This window comes from Streptomyces ziwulingensis (genome assembly GCF_039542605.1).
Lineage (GTDB): Bacteria > Actinomycetota > Actinomycetes > Streptomycetales > Streptomycetaceae > Streptomyces > Streptomyces ziwulingensis.
Window position 1 is genome coordinate 70,881 of record NZ_BAABIG010000013.1, and the last position, 24,830, is coordinate 95,710.

General features: G+C 75.3%; 17 protein-coding genes and 1 pseudogene. 9 read left to right on the top strand and 9 right to left on the bottom strand.

Annotated features, from left to right (window positions below; all coding sequences use genetic code 11):
* The first annotated feature begins 72 nt into the window (after positions 1-72).
* Both ABEB00_RS06160 and ABEB00_RS06165 read left to right on the top strand, forming a co-directional pair.
* Complete coding sequence (locus ABEB00_RS06160; RefSeq protein WP_345617879.1) at positions 73-1,278, top strand: cytochrome P450; 1,206 nt, start codon at positions 73-75, stop codon at positions 1,276-1,278.
* A 13-nt stretch (positions 1,279-1,291) separates the two neighbouring features.
* Positions 1,292-1,492 (top strand): ferredoxin, encoded by a 201-nt coding sequence (locus ABEB00_RS06165; protein ID WP_345617880.1) that lies wholly within the window; start codon positions 1,292-1,294, stop codon positions 1,490-1,492.
* Here the strand turns inward: ABEB00_RS06165 and ABEB00_RS06170 are convergent.
* Positions 1,473-2,366, bottom strand: a complete 894-nt coding sequence (locus tag ABEB00_RS06170; protein ID WP_345617881.1) for a hypothetical protein — start codon at positions 2,364-2,366, stop codon at positions 1,473-1,475. The genes ABEB00_RS06165 and ABEB00_RS06170 overlap by 20 nt on opposite strands.
* A gap of 207 nt (positions 2,367-2,573) precedes the next feature.
* Here ABEB00_RS06170 and ABEB00_RS06175 point away from each other — a divergent pair, with 207 nt between their 5' ends.
* Complete coding sequence (locus tag ABEB00_RS06175; RefSeq protein ID WP_345617882.1) at positions 2,574-3,542, top strand: aldo/keto reductase; 969 nt, start codon at positions 2,574-2,576, stop codon at positions 3,540-3,542.
* Between the two features lie 23 nt (positions 3,543-3,565).
* Here ABEB00_RS06175 and ABEB00_RS06180 read toward each other — a convergent pair whose 3' ends face one another.
* Both ABEB00_RS06180 and ABEB00_RS06185 read right to left on the bottom strand, forming a co-directional pair.
* Positions 3,566-4,291, bottom strand: coding sequence for a DUF4232 domain-containing protein (locus ABEB00_RS06180; RefSeq protein WP_345617883.1), 726 nt, complete (start codon positions 4,289-4,291; stop codon positions 3,566-3,568).
* Between the two features lie 151 nt (positions 4,292-4,442).
* Positions 4,443-6,830, bottom strand: coding sequence for a SpoIIE family protein phosphatase (locus ABEB00_RS06185; RefSeq protein ID WP_345617884.1), 2,388 nt, complete (start codon positions 6,828-6,830; stop codon positions 4,443-4,445).
* A gap of 261 nt (positions 6,831-7,091) precedes the next feature.
* Here ABEB00_RS06185 and ABEB00_RS06190 point away from each other — a divergent pair, with 261 nt between their 5' ends.
* The 4 genes and pseudogenes from ABEB00_RS06190 to ABEB00_RS06205 all read left to right on the top strand — a co-directional run bounded on the left by ABEB00_RS06190 (position 7,092) and on the right by ABEB00_RS06205 (position 14,849).
* The gene (locus ABEB00_RS06190; RefSeq protein ID WP_345617885.1) at positions 7,092-10,181 is read left to right on the top strand and encodes a glycoside hydrolase family 2 TIM barrel-domain containing protein; all 3,090 of its coding nucleotides are present in this window, start codon (positions 7,092-7,094) and stop codon (positions 10,179-10,181) included.
* 181 nt (positions 10,182-10,362) lie between these two features.
* Positions 10,363-12,606, top strand: a complete 2,244-nt coding sequence (locus tag ABEB00_RS06195) for a glycoside hydrolase family 9 protein (protein WP_345617886.1) — start codon at positions 10,363-10,365, stop codon at positions 12,604-12,606.
* 90 nt (positions 12,607-12,696) lie between these two features.
* Positions 12,697-12,920 (top strand): annotated as a pseudogene (locus tag ABEB00_RS06200) (toxin Doc); the annotation flags it as partial.
* Between the two features lie 315 nt (positions 12,921-13,235).
* A complete protein-coding gene (locus ABEB00_RS06205) occupies positions 13,236-14,849 on the top strand; it encodes a ricin-type beta-trefoil lectin domain protein (protein ID WP_345618058.1) in 1,614 nt (537 codons plus the stop codon).
* Here ABEB00_RS06205 and ABEB00_RS06210 read toward each other — a convergent pair.
* The 6 genes from ABEB00_RS06210 to ABEB00_RS06235 form a co-directional block, all read right to left on the bottom strand.
* The gene (locus ABEB00_RS06210; RefSeq protein ID WP_425586448.1) at positions 14,846-15,829 is read right to left on the bottom strand and encodes a 2-hydroxyacid dehydrogenase; all 984 of its coding nucleotides are present in this window, start codon (positions 15,827-15,829) and stop codon (positions 14,846-14,848) included. The genes ABEB00_RS06205 and ABEB00_RS06210 overlap by 4 nt on opposite strands.
* Positions 15,829-16,998 carry a lactate 2-monooxygenase gene (locus ABEB00_RS06215; protein ID WP_345617888.1) on the bottom strand — a complete coding sequence of 390 codons (1,170 nt, stop codon included), beginning with the start codon at positions 16,996-16,998 and terminating at the stop codon, positions 15,829-15,831. The genes ABEB00_RS06210 and ABEB00_RS06215 overlap by 1 nt, the downstream gene beginning before the upstream one ends.
* A gap of 480 nt (positions 16,999-17,478) precedes the next feature.
* A complete protein-coding gene (locus tag ABEB00_RS06220; RefSeq protein WP_345617889.1) occupies positions 17,479-17,730 on the bottom strand; it encodes a CDGSH iron-sulfur domain-containing protein in 252 nt (83 codons plus the stop codon).
* The gene (locus tag ABEB00_RS06225; RefSeq protein ID WP_425586444.1) at positions 17,711-18,364 is read right to left on the bottom strand and encodes a HemK2/MTQ2 family protein methyltransferase; all 654 of its coding nucleotides are present in this window, start codon (positions 18,362-18,364) and stop codon (positions 17,711-17,713) included. The genes ABEB00_RS06220 and ABEB00_RS06225 overlap by 20 nt, the downstream gene beginning before the upstream one ends.
* A gap of 21 nt (positions 18,365-18,385) precedes the next feature.
* Positions 18,386-19,396, bottom strand: a complete 1,011-nt coding sequence (locus ABEB00_RS06230; protein WP_345617890.1) for an iron-containing redox enzyme family protein — start codon at positions 19,394-19,396, stop codon at positions 18,386-18,388.
* 107 nt (positions 19,397-19,503) lie between these two features.
* Positions 19,504-20,508 carry a Ppx/GppA family phosphatase gene (locus ABEB00_RS06235; protein ID WP_345617891.1) on the bottom strand — a complete coding sequence of 335 codons (1,005 nt, stop codon included), beginning with the start codon at positions 20,506-20,508 and terminating at the stop codon, positions 19,504-19,506.
* Positions 20,509-20,928: 420 nt separating this feature from the next.
* Between ABEB00_RS06235 and ABEB00_RS06240 the strand changes: the two genes are divergently transcribed.
* Both ABEB00_RS06240 and ABEB00_RS06245 read left to right on the top strand, forming a co-directional pair.
* Entirely contained in the window at positions 20,929-22,164 is a 1,236-nt protein-coding gene (locus tag ABEB00_RS06240; RefSeq protein ID WP_345617892.1) for a S1 family peptidase, read from the top strand.
* 98 nt (positions 22,165-22,262) lie between these two features.
* Positions 22,263-24,722 carry a SpoIIE family protein phosphatase gene (locus ABEB00_RS06245; protein ID WP_345617893.1) on the top strand — a complete coding sequence of 820 codons (2,460 nt, stop codon included), beginning with the start codon at positions 22,263-22,265 and terminating at the stop codon, positions 24,720-24,722.
* Positions 24,723-24,830: the final 108 nt, after the last annotated feature.

Below are 24,830 nucleotides of genomic sequence, written 5' to 3' on the forward strand. Positions count from 1 at the left end.
GTCGTCACTTCGGTGCCTCGGGCATCTAATTGAAGATCGGCACGACGCAACCCCTCGTCTGTGAGGTCTTCCATGACGGACACGACCGAATACGTCGCCTACCCCCAGGACCGCACCTGTCCCTACCACCCGCCCGCCGCCTACGAACCGCTGCGCGACGGCCGCCCGCTGACCCGGGTCACCCTCTACGACGGCCGCACCGCCTGGCTGGTCACCGGACACGACACCGCCCGCCGGCTCCTGGTCGACCGGCGGCTGTCGACCGACCGCACCCGCGACGGCTTCCCCGTCACCAACGCGCGCATCGCCGCGATGCGCGGCCGCACGGCCGCGCTGCTGGGCGTCGACGACCCCGAGCACCACACCCAGCGCCGCCGGGTGCTCCCCGAGTTCACCCTCAAACGGGCCGCCGCGCTGCGCCCGCGGATCCAGGAGATCGTGGACGAACGCCTCGACGCGATGATCGCCCGGGGCGGGCCGGCCGACCTGGTGACCGCCTTCGCGCTGCCCGTGCCCTCGATGGTGATCTGCGCCCTGCTCGGCGTCCCCTACGCCGACCACGAGTTCTTCGAGGAGCAGTCCCGCCGGCTGCTGCGCGGCCCGACGGGCGCCGACACCCGGGAGGCCCGCGACCGGCTGGAGACCTACCTCGGCGAGCTGATCGACCACAAGCGCGAGCACCCCGGTACCGGGCTCCTGGACGACCTGGTCCGGCGCTCCGCCGCCGAGGGGACGGCGGACCCGGCGGACCGGGCCGAACTCATCGCCCTGGCGGTGATCCTGCTGGTCGCGGGACACGAGACCACCGCGAACATGATCTCCCTGGGCACCTTCACCCTGCTCCGGCACCCCGAGCGGACGGCCGAACTCCGCGCCGACCCGGCGCTGCTGCCCGCGGCCGTCGAGGAACTCCTGCGGATGCTGTCGATCGCCGACGGGCTGCTGCGGCTGGCCACCGAGGACATCGAGACGGACGGCGAGACCATCCGGGCCGGTGACGGCGTGGTCTTCGCCACCTCCGTCATCAACCGGGACACGGCCGTCTACCCCGAGCCGGACGCCCTCGACTTCGGCCGCCCGGCCCGCCACCACGTCGCCTTCGGCTTCGGCATCCACCAGTGCCTCGGTCAGAACCTGGCCCGCGCCGAACTGGAGATCGCCCTGCACACCCTCTTCGCGAGGCTGCCCGGGCTGCGGCTGGCCGCCCCGGCGGAGGAGATTCCCTTCAAACCCGGCGACACGGTCCAGGGGATGCTGGAACTCCCCGTGGCCTGGTAGGAGGCTTCCGGTCATGCGTATCGACATCGACAAGGACGTCTGCATCGGCGCGGGCCAGTGCGCCCTGACCGCCCCCGACGTGTTCACCCAGGACGACGACGGCTACGGCGTGGTCCTGCCCGGCCGCGAGGACGGCGCCGGCAGCCCACTGGCCCGGGAGGCCGCGCGAGCCTGCCCGGTGAGTGCCATCACCGTCACCGAGCCGGCCGGCTGACCGCCGACAGGCCCTGGTCGCAGCCGACCGCCGGCCCCACCAGCATTCCGCCGGTGAAGACCTCCTGGCCGCGCGGCATCCAGTACCCCAGTTTCGAGACCACCGTCGAGCAGGCCGAGGCCAGGGTGGCCTCGACCCGGACGGTGGCGGGGTGGCCTGGCTGGAGGTCGGTGAGGGCGCAGTCCAGGGAGTGTTCCAGCCGGTCGGTGGCGGGGTGGCTGCCGATCAGCGGGTTGACGCACCGGGTGTCGTCCGTGGCCAGTTCCACCCCGGAGCGCTCCTCGCCGATCAGCCCGAACCGGGCGCTGCCGTCACCCGCGTCGCTGTCCCGGTGGACGGTGTAGGTGAGGGTGGTGGTGGCGCCGGGCCGCAGCGTGCGCCGGTCGACCTCCACGCGGTGGGTGGGTGTGGCCGCGGGTGTGGTCAGGGTGAGCGTCGCCCGCGCGGTGCCGCTCAGTTCCACCCCGCCCGGTGCGGACCGGGCCCGCACCCGGGCCGAGATCTCGTACGTCCCCGGCCCGGGGTAGGCGGCGTCCGCGCCCGGCAGCGCGCCGGAGGCGACCGTCGCGCCGTCGCGCCGCGCGGTCCAGGACCCGGAGGTCAGACAGGCGTACCGGGTGCTGCTCCCGGACACCCGGCAGGTCGCGGGCGCCGACACGGACAGGCCGCGCGGGCCGCCGCCCGCGCACAGGCTGACCGACACCCGCTGCCCGCGCTCGCCGCGCAGGGTGCCGGCCGGGGCGCAGAGCGTCGACGACGCCTCGGCGGCCGGTTCCGGCGCGGGCCCCGGCCGCCCCTCGGCGAGCGGGGCGAGAGCCAGGCAGAGCAGGGCCGCCCCGGCCAGGACCGGGACACCTCTCGGACGGATCCGCACACGTTCCTCCGCTTGAGCCAGTGGACCGGCCGGACACCGGTCGCCTGCGCCCGAGGATGCGGCAGCCGCCAGGCGCGCGGACCGCTCCCACGCCGGACGGTCACCTGGGGGCAGCAACGCCGCGCCCCGGCCCCGGTCCGTCCCCCGGCTCTCCCCACCACGTACGCTCCCCACGAGTTGTCCGCCCTGAAGACAGGAGCAGCATCGATGCAGTACGTGAAGCTCGGATCGACGGGCCTGGACGTGTCACGGATCTGTCTGGGCTGCATGACGTACGGCGTCCCGGACCGCGGCACCCACGAGTGGACCCTCGACGAGGACGCCTCGCGCCCGCTGATCCAGCGGGCGCTGGAGGCCGGCGTCAACTTCTTCGACACCGCCGACGTCTACTCCGACGGCACCAGCGAGGAGATCGTCGGCCGGGCGCTGGCCGATTTCGGGCGCCGGGACGAGATCGTCCTCGCCACCAAGGTGCACGGCCGGATGCGGCCCGGCCCCAACGGCGGCGGCCTGTCCCGCAAGGCGATCATGACCGGTATCGACCACAGCCTGCGGCGCCTGGGCACCGACTACGTGGACCTCTACCAGATCCACCGCTGGGACCCGTACACGCCGGTCGAGGAGACGATGGAGGCCCTGCACGACCTGGTCAGGGCGGGCAAGGTCCGCTACCTGGGCGCCAGTTCGATGTACGCCTGGCAGTTCTCCAAGGCCCAGTACACCGCGGAGCGGCACGGCTGGACCAAGTTCGTGTCCATGCAGAACCACTACAACCTCCTCTACCGCGAGGAGGAGCGCGAGATGCTGCCGCTCTGCGCGGACCAGGGCGTCGGCGTGCTGCCCTGGAGCCCGCTCGCCCGCGGCCGGCTCACCCGCGACTGGGACACCACCACCGAACGCAGCTCCCACGACGCCTTCGGCGGCACCCTCTACCAGGACGGCGACCGCGCGGTGGTCGAGGCCGTCACCCGTATCGCCGAGGAGCGCGGCGTCCCGCGCGCCCAGGTGGCGCTGGCCTGGCTGCTGCGCCAGGACACGGTGACCGCCCCCATCGTCGGCGCGAGCCGGGCCGGGCACCTCGACGACGCGGTCGCGGCGGTCGCTCTGGAGCTGAGCGACAAGGAGACCGAGGAACTCCAGCGGCCCTACGCGCCGCACCCGGTCTCCGGCCACTGACCTTCGGGGCGGGCGGTGGGCCGTCAGGGGCCGGTGCCGGGGGACAGGACGGTGAGCGAGACCTCCGACTCGGTGCCGCCCACCGGCACCGCACCCGCCTGCCACGCCACCCGCAGAGGCTCCCGCTCGTCCGGCGGGGTGACGAGCAGGAAGGCCGGGGTGGCGGTATCCGCCCCGCTGATCTCCGGGCTGGTGAACGACAGCGCCGCCCAGGCGCTTCGGCCCGGCGCCAGCGTGACGGTCTCGGGCGAGGCGGCGTCCCGTTCCGGGTCCGGGCCGAGCTGCCGGCCGGAGGCGTCCGTGAAGGCGGCGCCCGGATAGCCGTACAGCGTGCAGGTGCGCCGCGAGGCGTTGGTCAGGACGACGGGGAAGTTGCGCTGGCCGGCCCCCGCGTCGACGCGGCCCACGGCCGCCCGCAGCTCGCCGGTGCGGCAGCGGCCGTCGGTGCGCGCGGACGCCGAGGCGGAACCGGCCGTGTCGCTCGGTACGCCACCGGTCGCGGACGCGCTCGCACCGGGGCTGTCGGTGCCGCCGGTGCCGTCCCGGCCCGTCGTCGGCGGCGGCGAGGACGTGGGGGACGCGGCCGGGGGAGCGGTCGCCGGCGCCGCGGAGGCGGACGCCGTACCGCCGCCGCCGTCCCCGCCGCAGGCGGTCAGGGCGCCGAGCGCCAGGACCGCGCCCGCGAGCAGGGCGGCCCGGCGCCCGGGCCGGTGCGTGTCCGCCGTCGCGGGCGGGTGCGTGTTCGCCATCGCTGCCTCACCTTCCGGAGGTTCGTCGCGCGGGACCCCGCGCGCGCCCGTGCACGCTCTGCTCCCGCGAGTGTCCCGCCGCACGGCCGCGGAAACCGGCACTCACCGCCGTCACCGGCACTGCCCGCCGCCGCGGTCGCCGGGGCGGGGTTCACTTCTCGTCCAGCAGGGCCAGTTCGGCCCAGATCGTCTTGCCCTCGGTGGTGTGCCGGCTGCCCCAGCGCTGGGTGAGCTGGGCGACCAGCAGCAGTCCGCGCCCGCCCTCGTCCCAGGTCTTGGCGCGGCGCAGGTGCGGCGCGGTGTGGTTGGTGTCGGAGACCTCGCAGATCAGCGTGGTCGCGTCGTGGATCAGCCGCAGCCGGATCGGCGGGGCGCCGTACCGGATGGCGTTGGTGACCAGTTCGCTCACGACCAGTTCGACCGTGAAGGACGCCTCCCACAGGGTCCACGCGGCGAGCTGTTCGAGCACTTGCTTGCGGACCGGCGCGACCAGCGCGGGGTCGGCGGGGATGTCCCAGGTCGCGACCCGGGAGGCGGACAGGCCGCGGGTGCGGGCGAGCAGCAGTGCCACGTCGTCGGGGGCGCCGCCCGCCGGGAGCAGGGCGCGCAGCACCCGGTCGCAGGTCTCGTCCAGGTCGGGGGACGGGTCCTTGAGGACCTCGCACAGCACCTCGCCGCCGGTCTCGGTGTCCCGTTCCCGGCGTTCGACCAGCCCGTCGGTGTAGAACGCCAGCAGCGAGCCCTCGCACAGCTCGAACTCGGCCGACTCGAAGGGCAGCCCGCCCAGGCCGAGCGGCGGGCCCGAGGGCAGCTCGACCGGCCGGGGCGCCCCGTCCGGCGGGACCAGCACGGGCGGCGGATGACCGGCCCGGGCCAGCGTGCAGCGCCGGGAGACCGGGTCGTACACCGCGTACAGACAGGTGGCGCCGACCTCGCCGGTGCCGTCGCCGCCGGACTCGTCCGACAGTCTGAGGACCAGATCGTCCAGGTGGGTCAGCAGTTCGTCGGGGGCCAGGTCGATGTCGGCGAGGGTGCGTACGGCGGTCCGGAGCCGGCCCATCGTGGCCGACGCCTGGATGCCGTGGCCGACGACGTCCCCGACGACCATCGCGACCCGCATCCCGGAGAGCGGGATGACGTCGAACCAGTCGCCGCCCACCCCGGCGCGGGCCGCCGGCAGATAGCGGGAGGCGGCCTCCACCGCGGCGGTGGGCGGCAGGTGGCGGGGGAGCAGGCTGCGCTGGAGGGTCAGGGTGGTCTCCCGCTCGCGGGAGTAGCGGCGGGCGTTGTCGATGCAGACGGCGGCGCGCGCGGTGACCTCCTCGGCCAGCAGCACGTCGTCGTGGGTGAACGGCTCCGGCCGCCGGTAGCGGGTGAAGACCGCGACGCCGAGGGTGGTGCCGCGGGCCTGGAGCGGGACGGACATCGTGGAGTGGATGCCGTGCTCCGCCACCCGCCGGAAGCGGACCTCGTCCCAGGTCCGCCACCGCTCGGTGTCCCCGGAGGGCACGGCGGCCACGATCGCCCGGCCGGTGGCCAGCGACTCGGCCTGCGGGGAGCCGGCCGGGTAGTCGTCCAGCCGTCCCGGTTCGGCCACCGCCTCCGGGCAGCCGGGGGTGACCGACTGGTGGGCGGCCCGCCGCAGCGTCACCGGCGGGGCCGGGGGCACGGGCGGGCCGGGGGGCTCGCCGTGCTCGCGGGGGTCGAGGAGATCGACGCTGACGAAGTCGGCGAGCACCGGGACGCAGACCTGGGCCAGTTCCTGCGCGGTCCGGGTGACGTCGAGGGTGGTGCCGATGCGCACGCTGGCCTCGTTGACGAGCAGGAGCCGTTCGCGGGCGAGGTGCTGCTCGGTGAAGTCGTGGGCGCTCACGCAGACGCCGATGACCCGGCCGTCGGGCGCGGTGAGCGGCGCGATACGGGCCAGCCAGGCGTGGGCGCTGGACTCCCCGGCGGCCCTGAGGTGCGCGTGCATGTCGTACTGGCGGCCGGTGACCAGGACGCGGCGCAGGTACTCCTCCAGTTCCGCGTTCTGCGGCTGGGCGTCGAGGTCGCTGGGCCGCAGCCCCCGGATCCGGGGAGGCGGCAGCTCCATCAGCCGGGCCATGGCGTCGTTGACCCCGTGCAGGCGCAGTTGGTCGTCGAAGATCATCATGGCGCAGGGGGACTGGGTCAGCGCGGCCGTGACGAGGGGGTCGTCCTGGTACGCCGGGACGCCGGTCTCCAGCGGCGTGACCGCCAGCCAGGTGGCCGCGGCCCCGTCCCGCGGCGGCCGGCGGTGGGCCAGCACCCACACGGACACGGTGCCGCCGTCGAGGTGCCGCAGCGCCAGGGTGCCGCTCCAGCGTCCCTCGCCGGGCGCGGGACCCAGCCCGTCGCCGCCGTCGGCCAGCAGCAGGGCGGCCGGGCGGCCCACGATGCCGGCCGCGCGGTGACCCAGCAGCCGGCGCGCCCCCTCGTTCCATTCCCGGACCGTGCCGGTGTCGTCGATGACGACCCGGGCCGTGGCGGCATCGTCGAACGGGTTGACCGGACTCATTGTCGCCACTCCATCGCGCACACTCACAGTGAACGGTGTGTCACTTGGGGGCACATCCTAGTGCGTCGAGGGGGCCGGGCGGACCCGAACCCCGGGTGTGCGGCACCGGACGGGCGCATGGCGCTCGGGCCGGGCGTGACAGGCGCGTGACGGGCGGCGGAAGTGCGCCCCGCACCCTTGACGGTCGCCTGTCCCAGGACGACAGAATCTGTTTGTTCACGATGAGTTGTGAGTACTTCTGATCTTTGATGAGGGAGAGTCATGACGGTGACACGCAGATCGGTCCTGGCCGCCGCCGCGGCCGCGCCGGCCGCCGGGGTGCTGCTGGGCACCCCGGCGGCGTGGGCGGCGGACGCGGCGGGGGACGTCCCGGGCCGCCGTGCCGTGCCGCTGCGCGACGGCTGGCGCTTCACCCTGGCCGACCCGGTCGGCGCCGACGACCCCGGTGCGGAGGCCGCCGACCCCGGCCACGACGACTCCGGCTGGCGCGAGGTGGCCGTGCCGCACGACTGGAGCATCGAGCAGGCGCCCACCACGGAAGCGGGCACCACCAGCGGCACCGGCTTCCTCCCGGGCGGCCTCGGCTGGTACCGGCTGGTCTTCACCCTGCCGCCGGCCCTCGCGGGCAAGCGGATCTCGGTGGAGTTCGACGGCGTCTACATGGACGCCCACGTCTACTGCAACGGCACGGAGGTGGGCCGTCACCCCTACGGCTACACCGGGTTCGCCCTCGACCTGACCGGCCTGGTGCACACCGACGGCAGCACCGGGAACGTCCTCGCGGTCCGCGTCCGCAACAGGCTGCCCAGCAGCCGCTGGTACTCGGGCAGCGGCATCTACCGTGAGGCCCGCCTGGTCGCCACCGAGCCCGTGCACGTCGGGCGCTGGGGCACCCGCGTCACGACGCCGGAGGTCACCGCCGGGCGGGCCCTGGTGCGGGTGGCGACGACGCTGGTGAACGAGTCGGGCGCGGCGCGGCAGGCCGAGATCCGGTCGCGGATCGAGGACGCCGAGGGGCGGACGGTGGCCCGCGCCTCGTCCGCGGTGGCCCTCGCCCCGGGCGAGCGGACCGAGCCCCACGAACTGACGGTGCCGCGGCCCCGGCGGTGGGACTTCGCCGACCCGCACCGCTACACGCTCCGCACCGAGGTGCGGGTCGGCGGCCGGACGGTGGACACCTACGACACCGTCTTCGGCATCCGCACCTTCCGCGTCGACCCGGACGAGGGCTTCCACCTCAACGGCGCCCACGCCAAGATCAGGGGCGTCGACCTCCACCACGACCTCGGCGCGCTCGGTGCCGCCGTCAGCGCCGACGCGGTCCGCCGCCAACTGGAGATCATGAAGTCGATGGGTGTCAACGCCCTGCGCACCGCGCACAACCCGCCCGACCGGACGGTGACCGAGGTCTGCGCGGAACTCGGGATCATTCTGCTGGTCGAGGCGTTCGACTGCTGGCGGACCGGCAAGAACCGCTGGGACTACGGCCGGTTCTTCGACGAGTGGTGCGAGCGGGACGCCACCGAGATGGTGCGCGCGGCCCGCAACTCGCCCGCCGTGGTGATGTGGTCCATCGGCAACGAGATCCCCGACTCCACCTCCACCGCGGGCCTCGCCATGGCCGACCGGGTCATCGCCGCGATCAGGGCCGCGGACGACACCCGGCCGCTGGTCATCGGCTCCGACAAGTACCGCTCCCTGCCGGCGAGGGGTTCCGCCGCCGACCTGATGCTCGCCAAGCTGGACGGACTGGGGCTGAACTACAACACGGCGAAGTCGGTCGACGCGCTGCACGCCGCCTACCCCCACCTCTTCCTGTTCGAGTCCGAGTCGTCCTCGGAGACCTCCTCGCGCGGCACCTACCAGGAGCCCGAGCACCTCAACACCGGCGAGAACCACACCCCGGGCAGACGGGCCACCTCGTCGTACGACAACAACCTCGCCTCCTGGACGATGAGCGGCGAGTACGGCCACAAGAAGGACCGCGACCGCCGGTGGTTCGCCGGGCAGTTCCTCTGGTCGGGCATCGACTACCTCGGCGAGCCCACGCCGTACGACGTTTTCCCGGTGAAGGCGTCCTTCTTCGGCGCGGTGGACACCGCCGGCTTCCCCAAGGACATGTACCACCTCTTCCGCAGCCAGTGGACGGACGATCCGATGGTCCACCTGCTGCCGACGACCTGGAATCACGAGGCGGGCGACACGGTCGAGGTCTGGGCCTACGCCAACGTCGACACCGTGGAGCTGTTCCTCAACGGCCGGTCGCTCGGCACCCGCCGCTTCGACACCAAGGAGACCCTGGACGGCCGCCCCTACCTGGAGACCACCGAGGCCACCGGCGACGACAAGACCTTCACCGGCGGCCCCCACCCCGGCAGTTACACCAGCCCCAACGGCAGCGCGGGCAAGCTCCACCTGAGCTGGCGGGTGCCGTTCGAGCCGGGCGAGCTGAAGGCGGTCGCCCGGCGCGGCGGGCGGCCGGTCGCCACCGACGTGGTCCGCACCGCCGGGACACCGCACGCGCTCCGGCTGACGCCCGACCGGGAGACGGTGGCGGCCGACGGCCGTTCCCTGGTCTTCGTCACCGCCGACGTGGTCGACCGGCACGGCACGGTGGTGCCCGGCGCCGAGCACCTGATCACCTTCGACGTGAGCGGCGGCTCCCTCGCCGGGCTCGACAACGGCCGCCAGGAGAGCGCCGAGCGCTACCAGGCGAGCACCCGCACCGTCTTCCACGGCAAGGCCCTCGCGATCGTCCGCTCCGGCACCCGGGCCACCGCCCTGCGCGTGACCGCCCGCGCCGAGGGCCTGCGCCCCGACACGGCGACGGTACGCGCCGAGCGCGCCGCCTCCCGCGCCACCACCCCCGCCCCGCGGTTCCGCCCGGACCCCCCGGCGCCCGTCGGTCACCCCCGCGCGGACGCCGGTTACTCGGGCCGCCCCGACACGCTCCCCGCCGCCATGCTCGACGGCGACCCCGCCACCGGCTGGTCCAACGGCTTCCGCAAGGCCGCCACCGCCCTGCTGCCCGCCTTCGACGGCGCCCGCGCCGAGGACTGGGTCTCGGTCGACCACGGCCGCACCCGCCGCTACGACCGGCTGGAGGTCTCCTTCACCGCGGACGCCGACCACACCCTCCCCGCCGCCCTCACGGTCGAGGTCTGGAACGGCCGCGCCTGGCGACCGGCCGCGGACGCCCGCACCGAGTGGGCGACCGCCTCCGACGAGCCGACGGTCGTCACCTTCACCCCCCTCACCGGCTCCCGCGTCCGCCTCACCCTGACCAGCCGCCACCCGGGCGAGGCGCGGGGAGCGATACGCGTCAGCCGGCTGGAGGCACCGGCGGCCTGAACCCCGCCCGCTCCCGGCGGTCCGGGCGGTCCGGACGGTCCGGACCGGCCGGACGGAAACCAATCCCGTCCGGACCGTTGACGGGGTGTCATGGCTGCAACAAACATGGCCCGGGTCCGCATATGGGAGCGCTCCCATGGAACGGGAGCGTCGCCCGCCCCTCACCCCGAGGAGCCCAGGCGTGAAAAGACGCAGAACCGCTCTCGTCTCCCTGACCGCCCTGCTGGCGGCCGCGCTCACCGCGCTGCCCGCCGGACCGGCGGGCGCCGAGGAGACGGAACAGGTCAGGAACGGCACCTTCGACGACGGCACCGCGTCCTGGTGGACGACGAGCAACGTCACCGCGGGCGCCGACGACGGCCGGCTCTGTGCCGACGTGCCCGGCGGGACCACCGAGCGGTGGGACGCGACCGTCGGACAGAACGACATCGCCCTCGTCGCGGGGGAGACCTACCGGATCTCCTTCAGCGCCGACGCGGCCCCCGCCGGCCACGTCGTCCGGGCCGTGGTCGGGCTCTCGGTCGCGCCGTACGACGCCTACTACGAGGCCAGTCCGCAGCTCAGCGCGTCCGGCGACACCTACGCGTACACCTTCACCGCGCCCGTCGGCACCGCCCAGGGCCAGGTCGCCTTCCAGGTCGGCGGCAGCGCCGAACCCTGGCGGTTCTGCGTGGACGACGTCTCCCTGCTGGGCGGGGTGGCGCCGGAGCCGTACGAGCCCGACACCGGGCCCCGGGTCCGCGTCAACCAGGTCGCCTACCTGCCGTCCGGGCCGAAGAACGCCACCCTCGTCACCGACGCCGCCGGCGCCCTGCCCTGGCAGTTGAAGGACGCGGCCGGCACGGTGGTCGCGCGCGGCCGGAGCGTGCCGCGCGGCACGGACGCCTCCTCGGGCCAGAACGTCCACTCGATCGACTTCGGCCGGTACCGGGGGCGCGGCGAGGGGCTCACCCTGACCGCCGACGGCGAGACCAGCCGCCCCTTCGACATCGGCACGGGCGCCTACGAACGACTGCGCACCGACGCCGCGAAGTACTACTACACCCAGCGCAGCGGCCAGGAGATCCGCGGCGACCTGCGTCCCGGCTACGCCCGCCCGGCCGGGCACATCGGCGTCGCACCCAACCAGGGCGACACCGACGTACCGTGCCAGCCCGGCGTCTGCGACCACCGGTCGGACGTCTCCGGCGGCTGGTACGACGCCGGCGACCACGGCAAGTACGTCGTCAACGGCGGCATCTCGGTCTGGGAGCTGCTGAGCACCTACGAGCGCGCGCTGCACGCCCGGACGGGCACGCCCGCCGCCTACCGCGACGGCACGCTCGCGATACCGGAGAGCGGCAACAAGGTGCCCGACCTCCTCGACGAGGTCCGCTGGGAGCTGGACTTCCTGCTGAAGATGCAGGTGCCCGAGGGCCGGCCGCTGGCCGGAATGGCCCACCACAAGGTCCACGACGAGCAGTGGACCGGGCTGCCGCTGCTCCCGAGCGACGACCCCCAGAAACGCGAACTGCACCCGCCGACCACCGCGGCCACCCTGAACCTCGCCGCCGCCGCGGCCCAGGCGGCCCGCCTCTACCGGCCCCACGACCGCGCCTTCGCCGACCGGGCGCTCCGGGCCGCGCGCACGGCGTGGGCCGCCGCCCTCGCCCACCCCGACATCCTGGCCGCCGAGAGCGACGGCACCGGGGGCGGCGCGTATCCGGACCGGACGGTGGAGGACGAGTTCTACTGGGCGGCCGCCGAGCTGTACCTCACCACCGGTGAGCGGGAGTTCCGCGCGTACGTGCTGGGCTCGCCGGTGCACACCGCCGACATCTTCGGACCGGTCGGCTTCGACTGGGCCCGCACCGCCGCGGCGGCCCGCCTGGACCTCGCGACCGTGCCGAACCGGCTCCCCGGCCGGGACGCCGTACGCCGCTCCGTCGTCGAGGGCGCCGACCGCTACCTGGCCACCCTCGACGCCCACCCGTACGGCATGCCGTACGCCCCCGAGGGCAACGTCTACGACTGGGGCTCCAGCCACCAGGTCCTCAACAACGCGGTGGTGCTCGCCACCGCCCACGACCTCACCGGCGCCCCGGAGTACCGCGACGGGGCCGTGCAGAGCATGGACTACATCCTCGGCCGCAACGCGCTGAACATCTCCTACGTCACCGGCTACGGGGAGGTCAACGCGCACCGCCAGCACAGCCGCTGGTACGCCGCCCAGCTCGACCCGGCGCTTCCCGCCCCGCCGGCCGGCACCCTCTCCGGCGGTCCGAACTCCAGCATCCAGGACCCCCTCGCCCAGTCGAAGCTGCGGGGCTGCGTCGGCCAGTTCTGCTACCTGGACGACATCCAGTCCTGGTCGACCAACGAGACCACCATCAACTGGAACGCGGCCCTCGTCCGCATGGCCGCCTACGTGGCGGACCAGGGCTGACCTCCGCCCCCGCCTCCCCGGTACCGGTACCGGGGAGGCGGCAGACCGCGCGAACCGCCCACTCGGGGCGAGGGGCGGGCCGCCTGAGGCATGACAGCGGTCCGCCACATCGACGTCCCCCGGCTGCTCCAGCGCCATGAAGAGGTCCTCCCCGACCAGCCCGCGGTCAACGACTTCTCCGCGCTGGCCGCCGCCGTCGCCCGGCACCGCGTCGACCCGCCCCGCCCGGGTGCCGACCCCGACCCGACCCGGCCTGGCGCGCCGCCGCACCGCCGCACACCCTCGCCGTGCTCAGGCCGCTGCCGTCGGCCGACCCGGACACCGGCCGCGCGGGGGCGCCCCGGCCCCGGAATCCGGCCCCCGGGGCCGACTTTCCCTCCGTGGTCGGATGTTGGTTCGATCGCCTTGTTGACCATCACGGTTCGTGCCAGAGTGAGCCCTCCGTGCGGGGGGTCATCACCGGGTGTCGCACGCACCCACCACAACGACGGGTTCTGTCCGCCCTGCGCCGGATCGGCCATGGACGGACGCGCACTCCCCGTGCCGCGCCCCGAGGCCGCGTCCGAGCGGCCGCTCTCCGGGCGTCCGGAACATCCGAGCCACCCGCGCGTGGGAAAGGAACCGTCTCAGTGCCCACCCCCCACCCCCCTCGTCCGCTGCACCCGCCGCCCGGCGGCGATCCAGGGGACTCCGACGAACTGCTCGCCGCCCGACTGCGGGACGGACCCGAGAGCGAGGCCGGCCGGGCCGTCGCGCTGCTCACCGCCCGCCACTGGCGGCCCGCCCACGACTACGCCGCGATCTGCCTCGCCACCTCCGCGGAGACCGCCGCCATGGTCACCGCCGCCGCCTTCCGCAAGGCCCTCAACCGGCTCGCGCAGGGCGAACCCGCCGCGGCCCTGCGGCCCTGGCTCCTGGTGGCCGTCCGCGACACCGTCCGCCAGTGGTCCGGCGACGAGGAGATATCCGGGGTTCTGCCGCAGTTGCTCAAACCCGCGGGCGGCCGCGGCATGCGCGCGGCGAAGTCCCTGACACCGGACAACCGGACGCTGGCGGCGCGGGCCTTCTCCGCCCTGCCCGGTACCACCCGCTGCCTGCTGTGGCACACCGAGGTCGAGGCCGAGCCGGTCGCCGTCCCCGCCGGCCTGCTGGGCATGGACGTGGAGACGGCCGAGGCGACCCTCGCCCAGGCGCGGGAGAAGTTCCGCGAGGGCTGCCTCCAGGTCCACCAGTACCTCGCGCCGGGCCAGGACTGCCGTTACTACAACCGGCTCTTCGACGTGCCCATCCGCCGGGGCGGCACCCTCCTCCCGGACGTCGAGGAACACCTCGCGGACTGCCGCCACTGCCGCAACGCCGCCGACCAGCTCGCCCACTTCGACGGGGGTCTGGGAACCCTGATCGCCGAGGCGGTGCTGGGCTGGGGCGCCCGCCGCTACCTCGACTCCCGGCCGGGCCGCGCCGCGCCCGGCACTCGCGCGGGGGACGCCGCCCGGCACCGGGGGCGTCCCGGCCTGCTGGCCCGGCTGCCGGTACGGGCGGGCCGCCGGCCGGGCGGGGCCCGTTCGGTCCGGTCGATGCTCAGGAGCGTCGGCGCCGCCTCGGCGGGCGTCCTGGTGACCGTGCTGGTGGTGAGCGTGTGGTCCTACGACGGCGGCGGCGCCGGCCCCACCGCCTCCACCGGCGCCGCCGACCGCGCCACCACCACGCGGACCGCCGCCCCGGCACCCACCGGAGCCGCGGGACCGCCCGCCGCACCGGCCGCGACACGGCTGCGCCACCTGGCCACCGGCCTGTGCCTCGACGTCCGCGGCGAGCCCAGGGCCGGGACCGGCGCGAAGCTGGCCGCGTGCGCCGCGGGCCTCACCCAGCAGTGGACGTACGAGGACGACGGACTGCTGCGGTCCGTCGCCGACCCGGGGCTCTGCCTGGACTCGCGGGCGGACGCCGGTGTCGTGGTGCTCGGCACCTGCGCCGACGAGGGCGCCCCGCGGGGCGCCGACGTCCGCTACGCCCTGACCGGGCAGGACGAACTGGTGCCCCGCCGGGACCCGCAGCTCGCCCTCGCCGCCACCGCTCCCGCCGCCGGGTCCGAGGTCGTGGTCAAGGTGCGGGACGGCTCCGCCGGGCAGCGCTGGCGCACCGACCAGGGGCCCACCCGGCCGGAGTCCATGGGCTCCCTGTCGATCGCCGGGACGGGCGCTCCCGGCGCCCGCGCCGTCGATCTCCTCGACCGGCCCTAACCGGGGGCGTTGACCACGTCCTCGGGCGGTTCGCCGCCGAGGAAGGCGCTCACGTTACGGACCGCGGCCAGCGCGATCCGGACCAGCGTCTCGCGGGTGACCCCGGCGGTGTGCGGGGAGAGGACCACGTTCGGCGCGCGCAGCAGACGCAGTGCCGGGGTGGGCGGTTCGGGGTCGAAGACGTCGATGCCCGCCCCGGCCAGGGTCCCCTTCTCCAGCGCGTCGGCGAGGGCGTCCTGGTCGATCAGGGCACCCCGCGCCGTGTTGACGACGAACGCGGTCGGTTTGAGCAGCGCCAGCCGCCGCGCGTCCAGGAGATGCCGGGTCTCCCCGGTGAGCGGCACGTGCAGCGTGACGTAGTCCGAGGCGCGCAGCAGGTCGTCCAGGGGGAGCCGGCGGGCGCCGCCGAGGCGGCCCTCCGTCTCCTCGGACACCCGTCGGCGGGCGGTGTAGAGGACGGTCATGTCGAACGCGGCGGCGCGGCGGGCGACCTGCTGTCCGATGTGGCCGAGACCGACGATGCCGAGCGTCTTGCCGGACAGTTCGGTCAGCGAGCGCTGGAGGCGGGGGAGTGCCCAGTCGGCCCGGGTGAGCGCGGTGTGGGCGGGGACCAACTGCTTGGCGAGGGCGAGCATGAGGGCGAAGGTCTGCTCGGCCACGTTGTGCGCCTCGGCGCCGCTGGACCCGATCGTGCACACCGGCACCCCCCGGTCCCGGGCGGCGGCCGAGTCCACGTAGTCGAAGCCGTGGCTCGCGCACTGCACGAGCCGCAGTCCCGGCGCGGCGGCGAGATGGGCGGCGGTCACCGGGGCCAGGGCGGTGACGACGACGTGCGCGGCGCGCAGCGCGGCCGGGTCCTCGTCCGCCGCCTCGACCACGGTGACCCGGGCGCCGTCCGGGAGCAGCGCGGCGAGACCGGCACCGGAGGCCCGCCCGCCGACGTGCGGCGGGATGACGACGAGCACGTTGCGCGGGGCGATCACGAGGTCTCCTCGACGAGGTCGGCGCGGCCGGGCGTGGCCGGGCCGGCGTGTCCGGACAGGGCGAGGGTGAGGTCCAGTTCGGCGAGCAGGCACCGGATCACGTGCTCGACGCCCGCCCGGCCGTCCAGACCGAGGCCGTAGACGTAGGGCCGGCCGAGGAGCACGGCGCGGGCGCCGAGGGCGAGCGCCTTGAAGACGTCGTCACCGGTGCGGACCCCGCTGTCGAAGAGGACGTCGAGCCGGTCGCCGACCGCGTCCGCCACCCGGGGCAGCGCGTCGGCCGCCGCGACCGAGCCGGCCACCTGCCGCCCGCCGTGGTTGGAGACCACCACACCGTCCATCCCGGCATCGGCGGCGAGCCGGGCGTCGTCGGGGTGCAGAACGCCCTTGAGCACGATCGGGCCGTCCCAGTGCTCGCGCAGGAAGGCCAGGTCCGGCCAGGTCTTGGCGGGGTCGGAGAACATGCCGACGAAGTGCGACACCGCCGCGTTCGGGTCCTCGTGCACCGGCTTGGCGAGGCCGGCCAGGAACGCCGGGTCGGAGAAGTAGTTGGCGGTCCCCACCCCGTGCAGGAACGGCAGGTACGCCTGGTCGAGGTCGCGCGGGCGCCAGGCCAGCAGCGGGGTGTCCAGGGTGACGAAGAGCGCCGAGTACCCGGCCGCCTTCGCCCGCCGCAGGAAGCTGCGGGCCACCTCGCGGTCCTTCGGCCAGTAGAGCTGGAACCAGCGCTCCGCGTCGCCCATCGCCTCGGCGACCTGCTCCATGGGCGTGCTGGACGCCGAGGAGAGGGTGAACGGCACGCCCTGCGCGGCGGCCGCGCGGGCGGCGGCCGGCTCGGCCTCCGGGTGCATGATCGACAGCACCCCGACCGGCGCCAGCGCCAGCGGGGCGGGCAGGCTCCGGCCCAGCACCTCCACGGACAGGTCCCGCTCGTGGACGTCGCGCAGCAGCCGCGGCACGATCCGGCGCCGCCGCAGTGCCGCGCGGTTGGCGCGGGCGGTGCTGCCGTCACCGGCGCCGCCGGCCACGTAACCGACCGGGCCGGGGCCGAGCCGCTGCTCGGTGAGCGCCTCCAGCCGGGTCAGGTCGGTGGGCAGCCGGGGCACCGTCCCCGTCATCCCGTTCAGGTAGATCTCGTACTGGAGGTCCGCCCAGTGCTTCGCCATCCGTTTCGTCCCGCCCTCTCCTCGTCGAGTCAGCGGCGCCCGACGATACTCGCCGGTAGGGCGGGTCCGTCCAGCGGGGACCGGGCGTGCGAGGCGGCAACGGGCCGCTTCCGGCGGGGAGACGGCGATGGTTTCCGGTCGATCGCCGATCGCGAAGATCGCGCCATCCGGCCGACGAGGTGATCACGAAACGCCGTGACACGCCATCGGAACGGTCGAAATCCGTGACTTCACGCCACTGATTCAATACGCAAGGTTACCGAAACGCATGGGGTCGAGATGTGTTCCGGCGGCGGACTCGGCAGACTCGCGCTCGCCGCCGGGGCGCTCACCGGGCCACCGCGGCACCCGACCGGGACCGCGCGCCCGCGGCCGACCGGCGGCTCGTTGCTGGGGAGTGCGAGCACGCCGCCGCGGCGCGCGAGCGGTCCCGCACCGGGGGACGGCGGACGGTGTGGGGCTGTCCGCCGCCCCCCGGCATCACTCCCCGGCCGCCTCCCGGCCGCGGGAGCCGGCGTCCGAGTCGCCGCCGGGATGCGAGCGGGCCCGGTGGCTGGTGTCGCACCAGGGGTAGCGGCGGCTGCGGCGGCAGGTGCACAGGGCGACCCGGAACCGGTCGGAGGACACCGTCGTCCCGTCGTCCAGTTCGATCTCCACCGGGCCTTCCACCAGCAGCGGGCCCTTGCGCCGGACCGTGATCCGGCGGGGGGTGTCAGACGGGGAGTTCGGCACGGACGACCACCAGTTCTTCCTCGTTCTCGGCGGCGGACAGCAGACCCCGGTGGCGCAGCCAGTCCAGCCGGCCGCGCACCACCGGGCCGAAGGCGATCCGCTGCCGCCGGGTCACCGCGGCCTTGAGGCCGGCCTCGCGCAGCCGCCCCACGGTGCGCTCCGGATCACTGAGCGCCGACTGCACCAGCAGCAGCACACCACCGGGGCGCAGCAGCGCGGGCGCCTCCCGGCAGATCCGGTCCAGCCACAGCCGGCCGTCATGACCGGCGTCCCAGGCCCGCGCCGCGCCGCGCGGCAGCCGCCCGCCCCCGGGGGCGGGCACGTACGGCGGGTTGGTCAGCACCAGGTCGAAGGTCTCGCCCCGCACCGGAGTGAAGAGGCTGCCGTGCCGCACCCGCAGCGGCAGGCCGGCCCGCGCGGCGTTCAGCCGGGCGGTGCACACCGCGCGCCACGAGACGTCCACCGCGGTCACCCGAGCGCCCCGCCGCGCCGCCGCCAGGGCCAGCGCACCGCTGCCGGTCCCCACGTCGAGGACGGTCGCGGCGACCGGGAGCGGCTCGCCCGCGAGAGCTTCCGCCAACAGGGCCGTGTCTTCTTGCGGGGCGTACACACCCGGCAGCAGCAAGGGGCTCACGCGCCCCAGGTACCCCTTTGGTCAGTAAGTATGAGAAGTATCGGCGGAAAGCGGGGAGCGCACGGACGAGCGGCCCGCCCGCCAGTCGGCGAGCAGCCGGGCGGCGAGCAGGCCCTCGACGTGCTCGGTGGCGTCGACGCCGAACGCGACGTCCGTGGCGAGCCACGGCTCCTCGGCCAGCAGGCCCGCGATCACCTCGTGGCGGACGATCTGCTCGTGGACCGCGTCCGCCTCGACGTGCTCGTCGTAGAAGTGCTCGGCGGCGGGGCCCGCGCCGGTGCGGCGCATCGCCTCGGCCAGTCGCCGGGAGCCGGGCGAGGAGGTGATCTCGACCGCCGCGAAGTGGCCCACGAGAGCGCCCCGCAGGCTTCGGTGCAGGCCGAAGAGGGACATCAGGTTCACCGTGGCCAGCATCTCCGCGGACCCGGACTCCAGGTAGCGCCCGTACTCCGTCTCCAGGCCCAGGTCGGCCATCAGGTCGGCGAAGAGGCGCGAGTGCACCCGCTCGGGGCGTCCGCCGCCCCACTCGTCGAACTCCACCGCGGCCATCGCCGCCTTCGCCCGCCCCCACAGCCGGGGCAGCACCCACGCGTGCGGGTCCGCCTCCTTCAGGTGGTACAGCGAGCGCTGGGCGGCGTACTCGCGCAGGTGCCACAGCTCGCCCTTGTCCCGCAGGAAGTGGGAGACACCCGTACCGTCCACCGGCTCCACCAGCAGATCGCCGATCGCCTCGTCGACCTCGCGGGCCGGGACGTCGGCCCGCAGCGCGGCCAGGAAGGAGGACTCCAGCGCCCCCCGGAGTCCCAGCACGGCGGGGTCCCACTCCAGGTCGGGGTCGACGCCCGCGAAGCCGCGGTAGTGCAGTTCGTAGCAGAGGTACAGGGCGAGCTGGAGGTCGTCGCCGTAGGGGTCCGCCCCGGCGACGGACTCGACGCCGGGAAGCTCGCCCTCGCCCAGCAGACGGGTGCGGACCCCCGCGGAGAGCGGGCCCCGGGCGGACGGAAGCTGTGGTCCTTGACGGTCGTACTCCATGAAGCGCCGGGTACCCGGCGCTGGCGAGATCATCCGCGCCCGCCCGCCGGGCGCGGGTGGCCGGCCCCGGCCCGGCGGAAACCTTTCCGCGGGGGCGCCGGGGCCGGTCAGACGCCGGCGTCGGCCAGGCGCAGGGGCAGCGGGCCGGGCGGCTCCTCGTCGTCGCGGCGGGCGATCTCCGCCCACCACGACGGGCCGTCCTCGATGTGGCGCAGCAGCACCCCCTCGCGGATCGCCCAGGGGCAGACCGTGACCGACCCCAGCCCGGTCAGCTTCATCGCCGTGTGCCCGATCACCGCGCCGGCCAGGCTCTGGGCGGCGCGCGGCGCGGAGATGCCGGGCAGCGCGGCGCGTTCGGCGGTGGGCAGGGCGGCCAGGCGGTCGATGGCCGCCCGCAGGTCCGCGGCGCGCAGTTGCCGCTCCACGAACGGGCCGCGCCGCCCCGGTGCGGCCCCGCAGAGCCGCCCGAGCTGCTGGAACGTGCGCGAGGTGGCCACCGCGGTGCGCGGCCCCTCCCAGCGGATCCGGGCCGCCACGTCCCGCAGTTGGTGACGCACCCGGCGGCGCAGCGCCCGTATCTGCTCCGGCGTCGGCGGGTCCGCCTCCTCGAAGAACTCGTGGGTGAGCCGGGCGGCGCCGAGCGGCAGACAGGCGACGAAGTCCGGCAGCCGGCCGCGGCCGAAGGCGACCTCCATCGTGCCGCCGCCGATGTCGAGCAGCGCGAGCGGTCCCGACCGCCAGCCCATCCAGCGCCGGGCGCCCAGGAAGGTCAGCTCGGCCTCCACCTCACCCGGCAGGGTGCACAGGGCGACGTCGGTGCGCTCCCGTACGGCGCGCAGCACCTCCGCCCGGTTGGGCGCGGCCCGTACCACCGCCGTGGCGAAGGCCGGCGGGCCCGCGGCGCCCCAGCGGGCCGCGGTCCGGCTCGCCTCCGCCACCGCCTCGACCAGCCGGTCCACGGCCTCCTCGGGAACCGGATCCCCGGGTCTGACCTGTTCCGAGAGTCTCAGTCGCCATTTGGCGGTGTGCACCGGCAGCGGCACCCCGTCCTGCGCGTCCGCCACCACGAGGCGGACCGTCTTCGACCCCACGTCCATCACACTGATTCGCATACCGGCGACGGTACCTACTCGTGGAGCGGAGCAACGCCGGCCGGACGGCGGGGCGGCCGGAAGGGCGGCCGGCGGGGCCGACCGGGCACCGCGCCCGCTCACCCGTACACGGTGGCGTGGAGCGGGTCGCCGGCGTGCGCGACCTTCTCGGCGGCGGCGACGTTCGTCCCGGTCCGAATGAACCGGCCGGCGCTCGCGGATCCTCCAACACGCATGACCGGGTTGGGCATTCGATGTGCGGATTCCCCGGAGCGGGAACTCCGCGCGGCGATCGACACGGAGCGCCACCGGCCCGTCTCGGAGCATGTCGATCCGGTTCTTTTGAACGTCCCGTGCGGTCCGCGCGTACCCCCTGCCGTCCAGGCGTCCCGAACGGCCGCCGGCCGGCGGCCCGGACCCCGACCCAGGAGGTCGAGAAGCTTGAGTCACAAGCGAATCGCGAAGCGCAGGGCCGCGACGGCGGCGGGCGGCGTGCTGGCGCTCGGCGCGGCCGCGATCCTGCTCCCGCACGCCGACGCCGCACCGGAAGCCTCGCGGGACGGCTCCTCCACGCCGGGCACCTCGGCGGCCAGGACACTGAACGCGGACGACGCCTCGGCGCTCGCCGCCACGCTCTCCGGCCTGGCCGGCGACGCCTTCGCCGGGTCGTACTACGACAGCGGCGAGCGGCGGCTGGTCGTCAATGTCGTCGCCGGCGGCGACGACGAGGTGGCCGCGCGGGCGGAGCGGGCCGGTGCGGTCGTCCGCGAGGTCGACAACAGCGTCGCCGAACTCCGGGCGGGCGCGCGGACGCTCGGCTCCGAGGCGGCCGTCCCGGGCACCGCCTGGGCCCTCGACCCGCGCACCAACAAGATCCTGGTCACCGCCGACAGCACCGTCACCGGCCCCCGCTGGGACCAGGTCGAGTCGACGGTCACGGAGTTGGGCTCCGGGATGGCCACCCTGCGCAAGTCCGCCGGCACCTTCAAGACCTTCGCCTCCGGCGGTGACGCGATATTCGGTGGCGGCGCGCGCTGCTCGCTGGGTTTCAACGTGACCGCCGCCGACGGCGCGCCCGCCTTCCTGACCGCCGGGCACTGCGGGGTCGCGGCCGAGCGGTGGTCCGACGCGCAGGGCGGCGCGCCGGTCGCCACCGTGGCGGAGGCGGTCTTCCCCGGTGCGGGCGACTTCGCGCTGGTCCGCTACGACGACCCGGCGACCGAGGCACCCAGCGAGGTGAACGCCGGCGAACAGAGCATGCCGGTCTCCTCGGCCGCCGAGGCGACCGTCGGTCAGCGGGTCCTCAGGATGGGGAGCACGACCGGACTCGCCGACGGGCAGGTCCTCGGCCTCGACGCCACCGTCAACTACCCGGAGGGCACGGTCACCGGGCTGATCCAGACCGACGTCTGCGCCGAGCCGGGGGACAGCGGCGGCTCCCTGTTCACCGAGGACGGCCTCGCCCTCGGCCTCACCTCCGGCGGCAGCGGCGACTGCACGGTGGGCGGCGAGACGTTCTTCCAGCCGGTGACCACCGCACTGGACGCGGTGGGCGCGACGCTGGGCGAGGGCGAGGGCGAGGGCGAGGGCGCGGGCGAGGGCGCGGGGACCGGCGAGGGCACCGGCTCCGGGGACATGGACGACGCGGGCGACGCGGGGCAGGGCGGCACGTACTGAGCTGTCCGCCCCGCCCCGTCCCCGTTCCGGCCGTTCCGGCCCGTTCGGTGCGGCCGAAGGTGGCACAGGGGCTGCGCGGGTCTCGTACAGGCGCTGTAATGGGCGGGGTGAGCAGCGAGGGCGCCCTGGAAGGCAGCACACGAACGCCGAGGGCCGAGGACGCCCTGAAGGTGATCGGGTCCGACGAGGAGGCCGCCGACCGGCTCCACCGCCTCCTCGAACAGGCGCTGGTCTTCGCGGGCGCGGCCTTCGCCGCCCTCTACACCCCGGGCGAGGACCCCCGGCTGCTCCGTCTCGCGGACGCGGCCGGGGTGCCGCACCGGATGTACGGCGTCCGGGACGTGTACCCGCTGTCCGGCGACTCCCCGGTCGCCGTCGCCCACCGGACCCGGCGGCCGGTGCGGCTCGGACCGGATGAGCCGGCCGGGCAGGCCGCCTCCCGCCGGATGCTCCCGGGCGGCTTCTCGCTGACCGCGCTGCCGGTGCCCGGCGACGGAGGCGGCTGCCTCCTCGCCGGCACCGGGCACCCGGACGGCTTCGGCGCGGACGCCCGCGCCTGCCTGGAGCTGATCGCGGAGGCCGTCGCCCGCCCGGGCGCCCCGGTGCGGGCGGCCGAGGGCGGCGGGCTGCCTCCGGACGCGTTCCGCCTCGCCATGGACACCGGCCGCGTCGAGGTCGGCGACCGCATCCTGGACCTCTTCGGACTCGACGCGACGGAGTTCGACGGCAAGATCGAGACACTGCTCGCGCTGACCGAACCGGAGGACCTCCCCTCGCTGATGTCGGTCGTGGAGGCCGGCCACCTGAGCGGCGGCGAGCGCGAACTGGAGTTCCGCGTCCTGCGGCCGGGCGGCCCGCCCCGGTGGCTCCGGCTGTGCGGGCGGCTGCGGCCCGGCGGCGAGGGCCGCCCCGCCCGTCTCGTCGGCACCGTCGCCGACACCTCCACGTTCCGCTCCGACGTCACCGACGTCGCCCGCATCCAGCGGCTGGCCGCCGCGCTGGCCGCCGCCGGCACCGTCCGCGACGTCAGCCGGGCCCTGGTCGCCGCCCTGCGCCGGCCGCTGGGCGCCACCCGGATAGCGCTGGCCGGGCTGGAGAACGACCGCCTCGTCGTCACCGTCCTTGACCCGCCCGCACCCGAGGTCTGGCCCGAGGTGTGGCGGACGGAGTGGCGCACCGAATGGCCCGACGCGCCCGTGCGCGCCATGCCCACCCTGGCCGCCGCGCTGCGCGAGGGCCGCGCCCGGATCTGGCCGGCCGGCGGCGGCGCCCTGGAGCCGCCCCTCGCCGACGTCGGCCCCGGCGCCCTCGCCGTCCTGCCGCTGTCCGCCCGCGGCCGGGTGGCCGGCGTCTGCCTGATCGGCTGGGACGGCCCGCACGACTTCGGCCCCGACGAACGCGCCCTGCTCACCGCCTCCGCCGGCCTCGCCGGACAGGCCCTCACCCGCGCCCGCGCCTTCGACGCCGAACACGAACTCGTCGGCATGCTCCAGCGCCAGCTCCTGCCCCGCCGCCTGCCCGAACTGCCCGGCGCGGTCGCAGTCGCCCGCTACCTGCCCAGCACCGCGGGCCTGGAACTGGGCGGCGACTGGTACGACGTGATCCCGCTGCCCGACCACCACGTCGCCCTCGTCATCGGCGACGTCCAGGGCCACAACGCCGGCGCCGCCACCCTCATGGGACAGATGCGCACCGCCCTGCGTGCCTACGCCGTCGAGGGCCACCCCCCGGACGTGGTGGTCTCCCACGCCAACCGGCTGCTGGTCGGCATGGAGAGCGACCTCTTCGCCACCTGCGTCTACGTCGACCTCGACATGGAGGAGGGCACCGCCTGGTGCGTACGGGCCGGGCACCTGCCGCCGGTGCTGCGCCACCCGGACGGCACCACACAGATCCCGGAGGTGGAGGGCGGCCCGCCGCTCGGCGTGGTGGCGCAGGCCGCGTTCCCGATGAGCCCGCTGCGGCTGCGGCGCGGCACACTGATCGCCCTGACCACCGACGGGCTGGTGGAGAGCGCCGACACCGACATCGACGAGGGAATGGGCCGGCTCGCCCGGGAGCTGGCCGCCGCCGACCCCGCCCGCCTCGGGCCGGTCGCCGACGCCCTGCTGGGCAGCGCCCGGCGCAGCGACGACGTGGCGCTGCTGCTGGTGCGCTACGACGGGATGGCGCTGCGCCCGCGGCGCGAGAGCTGGACGGTGTGGCGGGTCCCCGAGGCCGTCCGGCACGCCCGGCGCTTCACCCGCCGCACCCTGCGCGCCTGGGGGGTGCCGGACGGCGACATCGACGCCGTCCTCCTGGTCGTCTCCGAACTGGTCACCAACGCCCTGGTGCACACCGACGGCCCGGTCCGCCTCGACCTCACCCTGCTGGACGGCCGGCTGCGCGTCGCGGTCGCCGACTCCTCGCCCCGCTCGCCCGCCCGGCCCACCAGCGTCAGTTGGGAGGCCACCGGCGGCCGGGGCGTCCTGCTCGTCGAGGCGATGTCCGCGCTCTGGGGAACGCTGCCGGTCAGCGGCGGCAAACAGGTGTGGAGCGAGATCGCGCTGGGCCGCTGAGCGCGCCCGCCCGCGTTTGGCCCGGACCGGGCGGGGGACCCGTTCTGTCACGGCGACGCGGTAACGCCGCCCGGAGGACGAGCCGGGTGGGACGCGGAAGGAAGATGA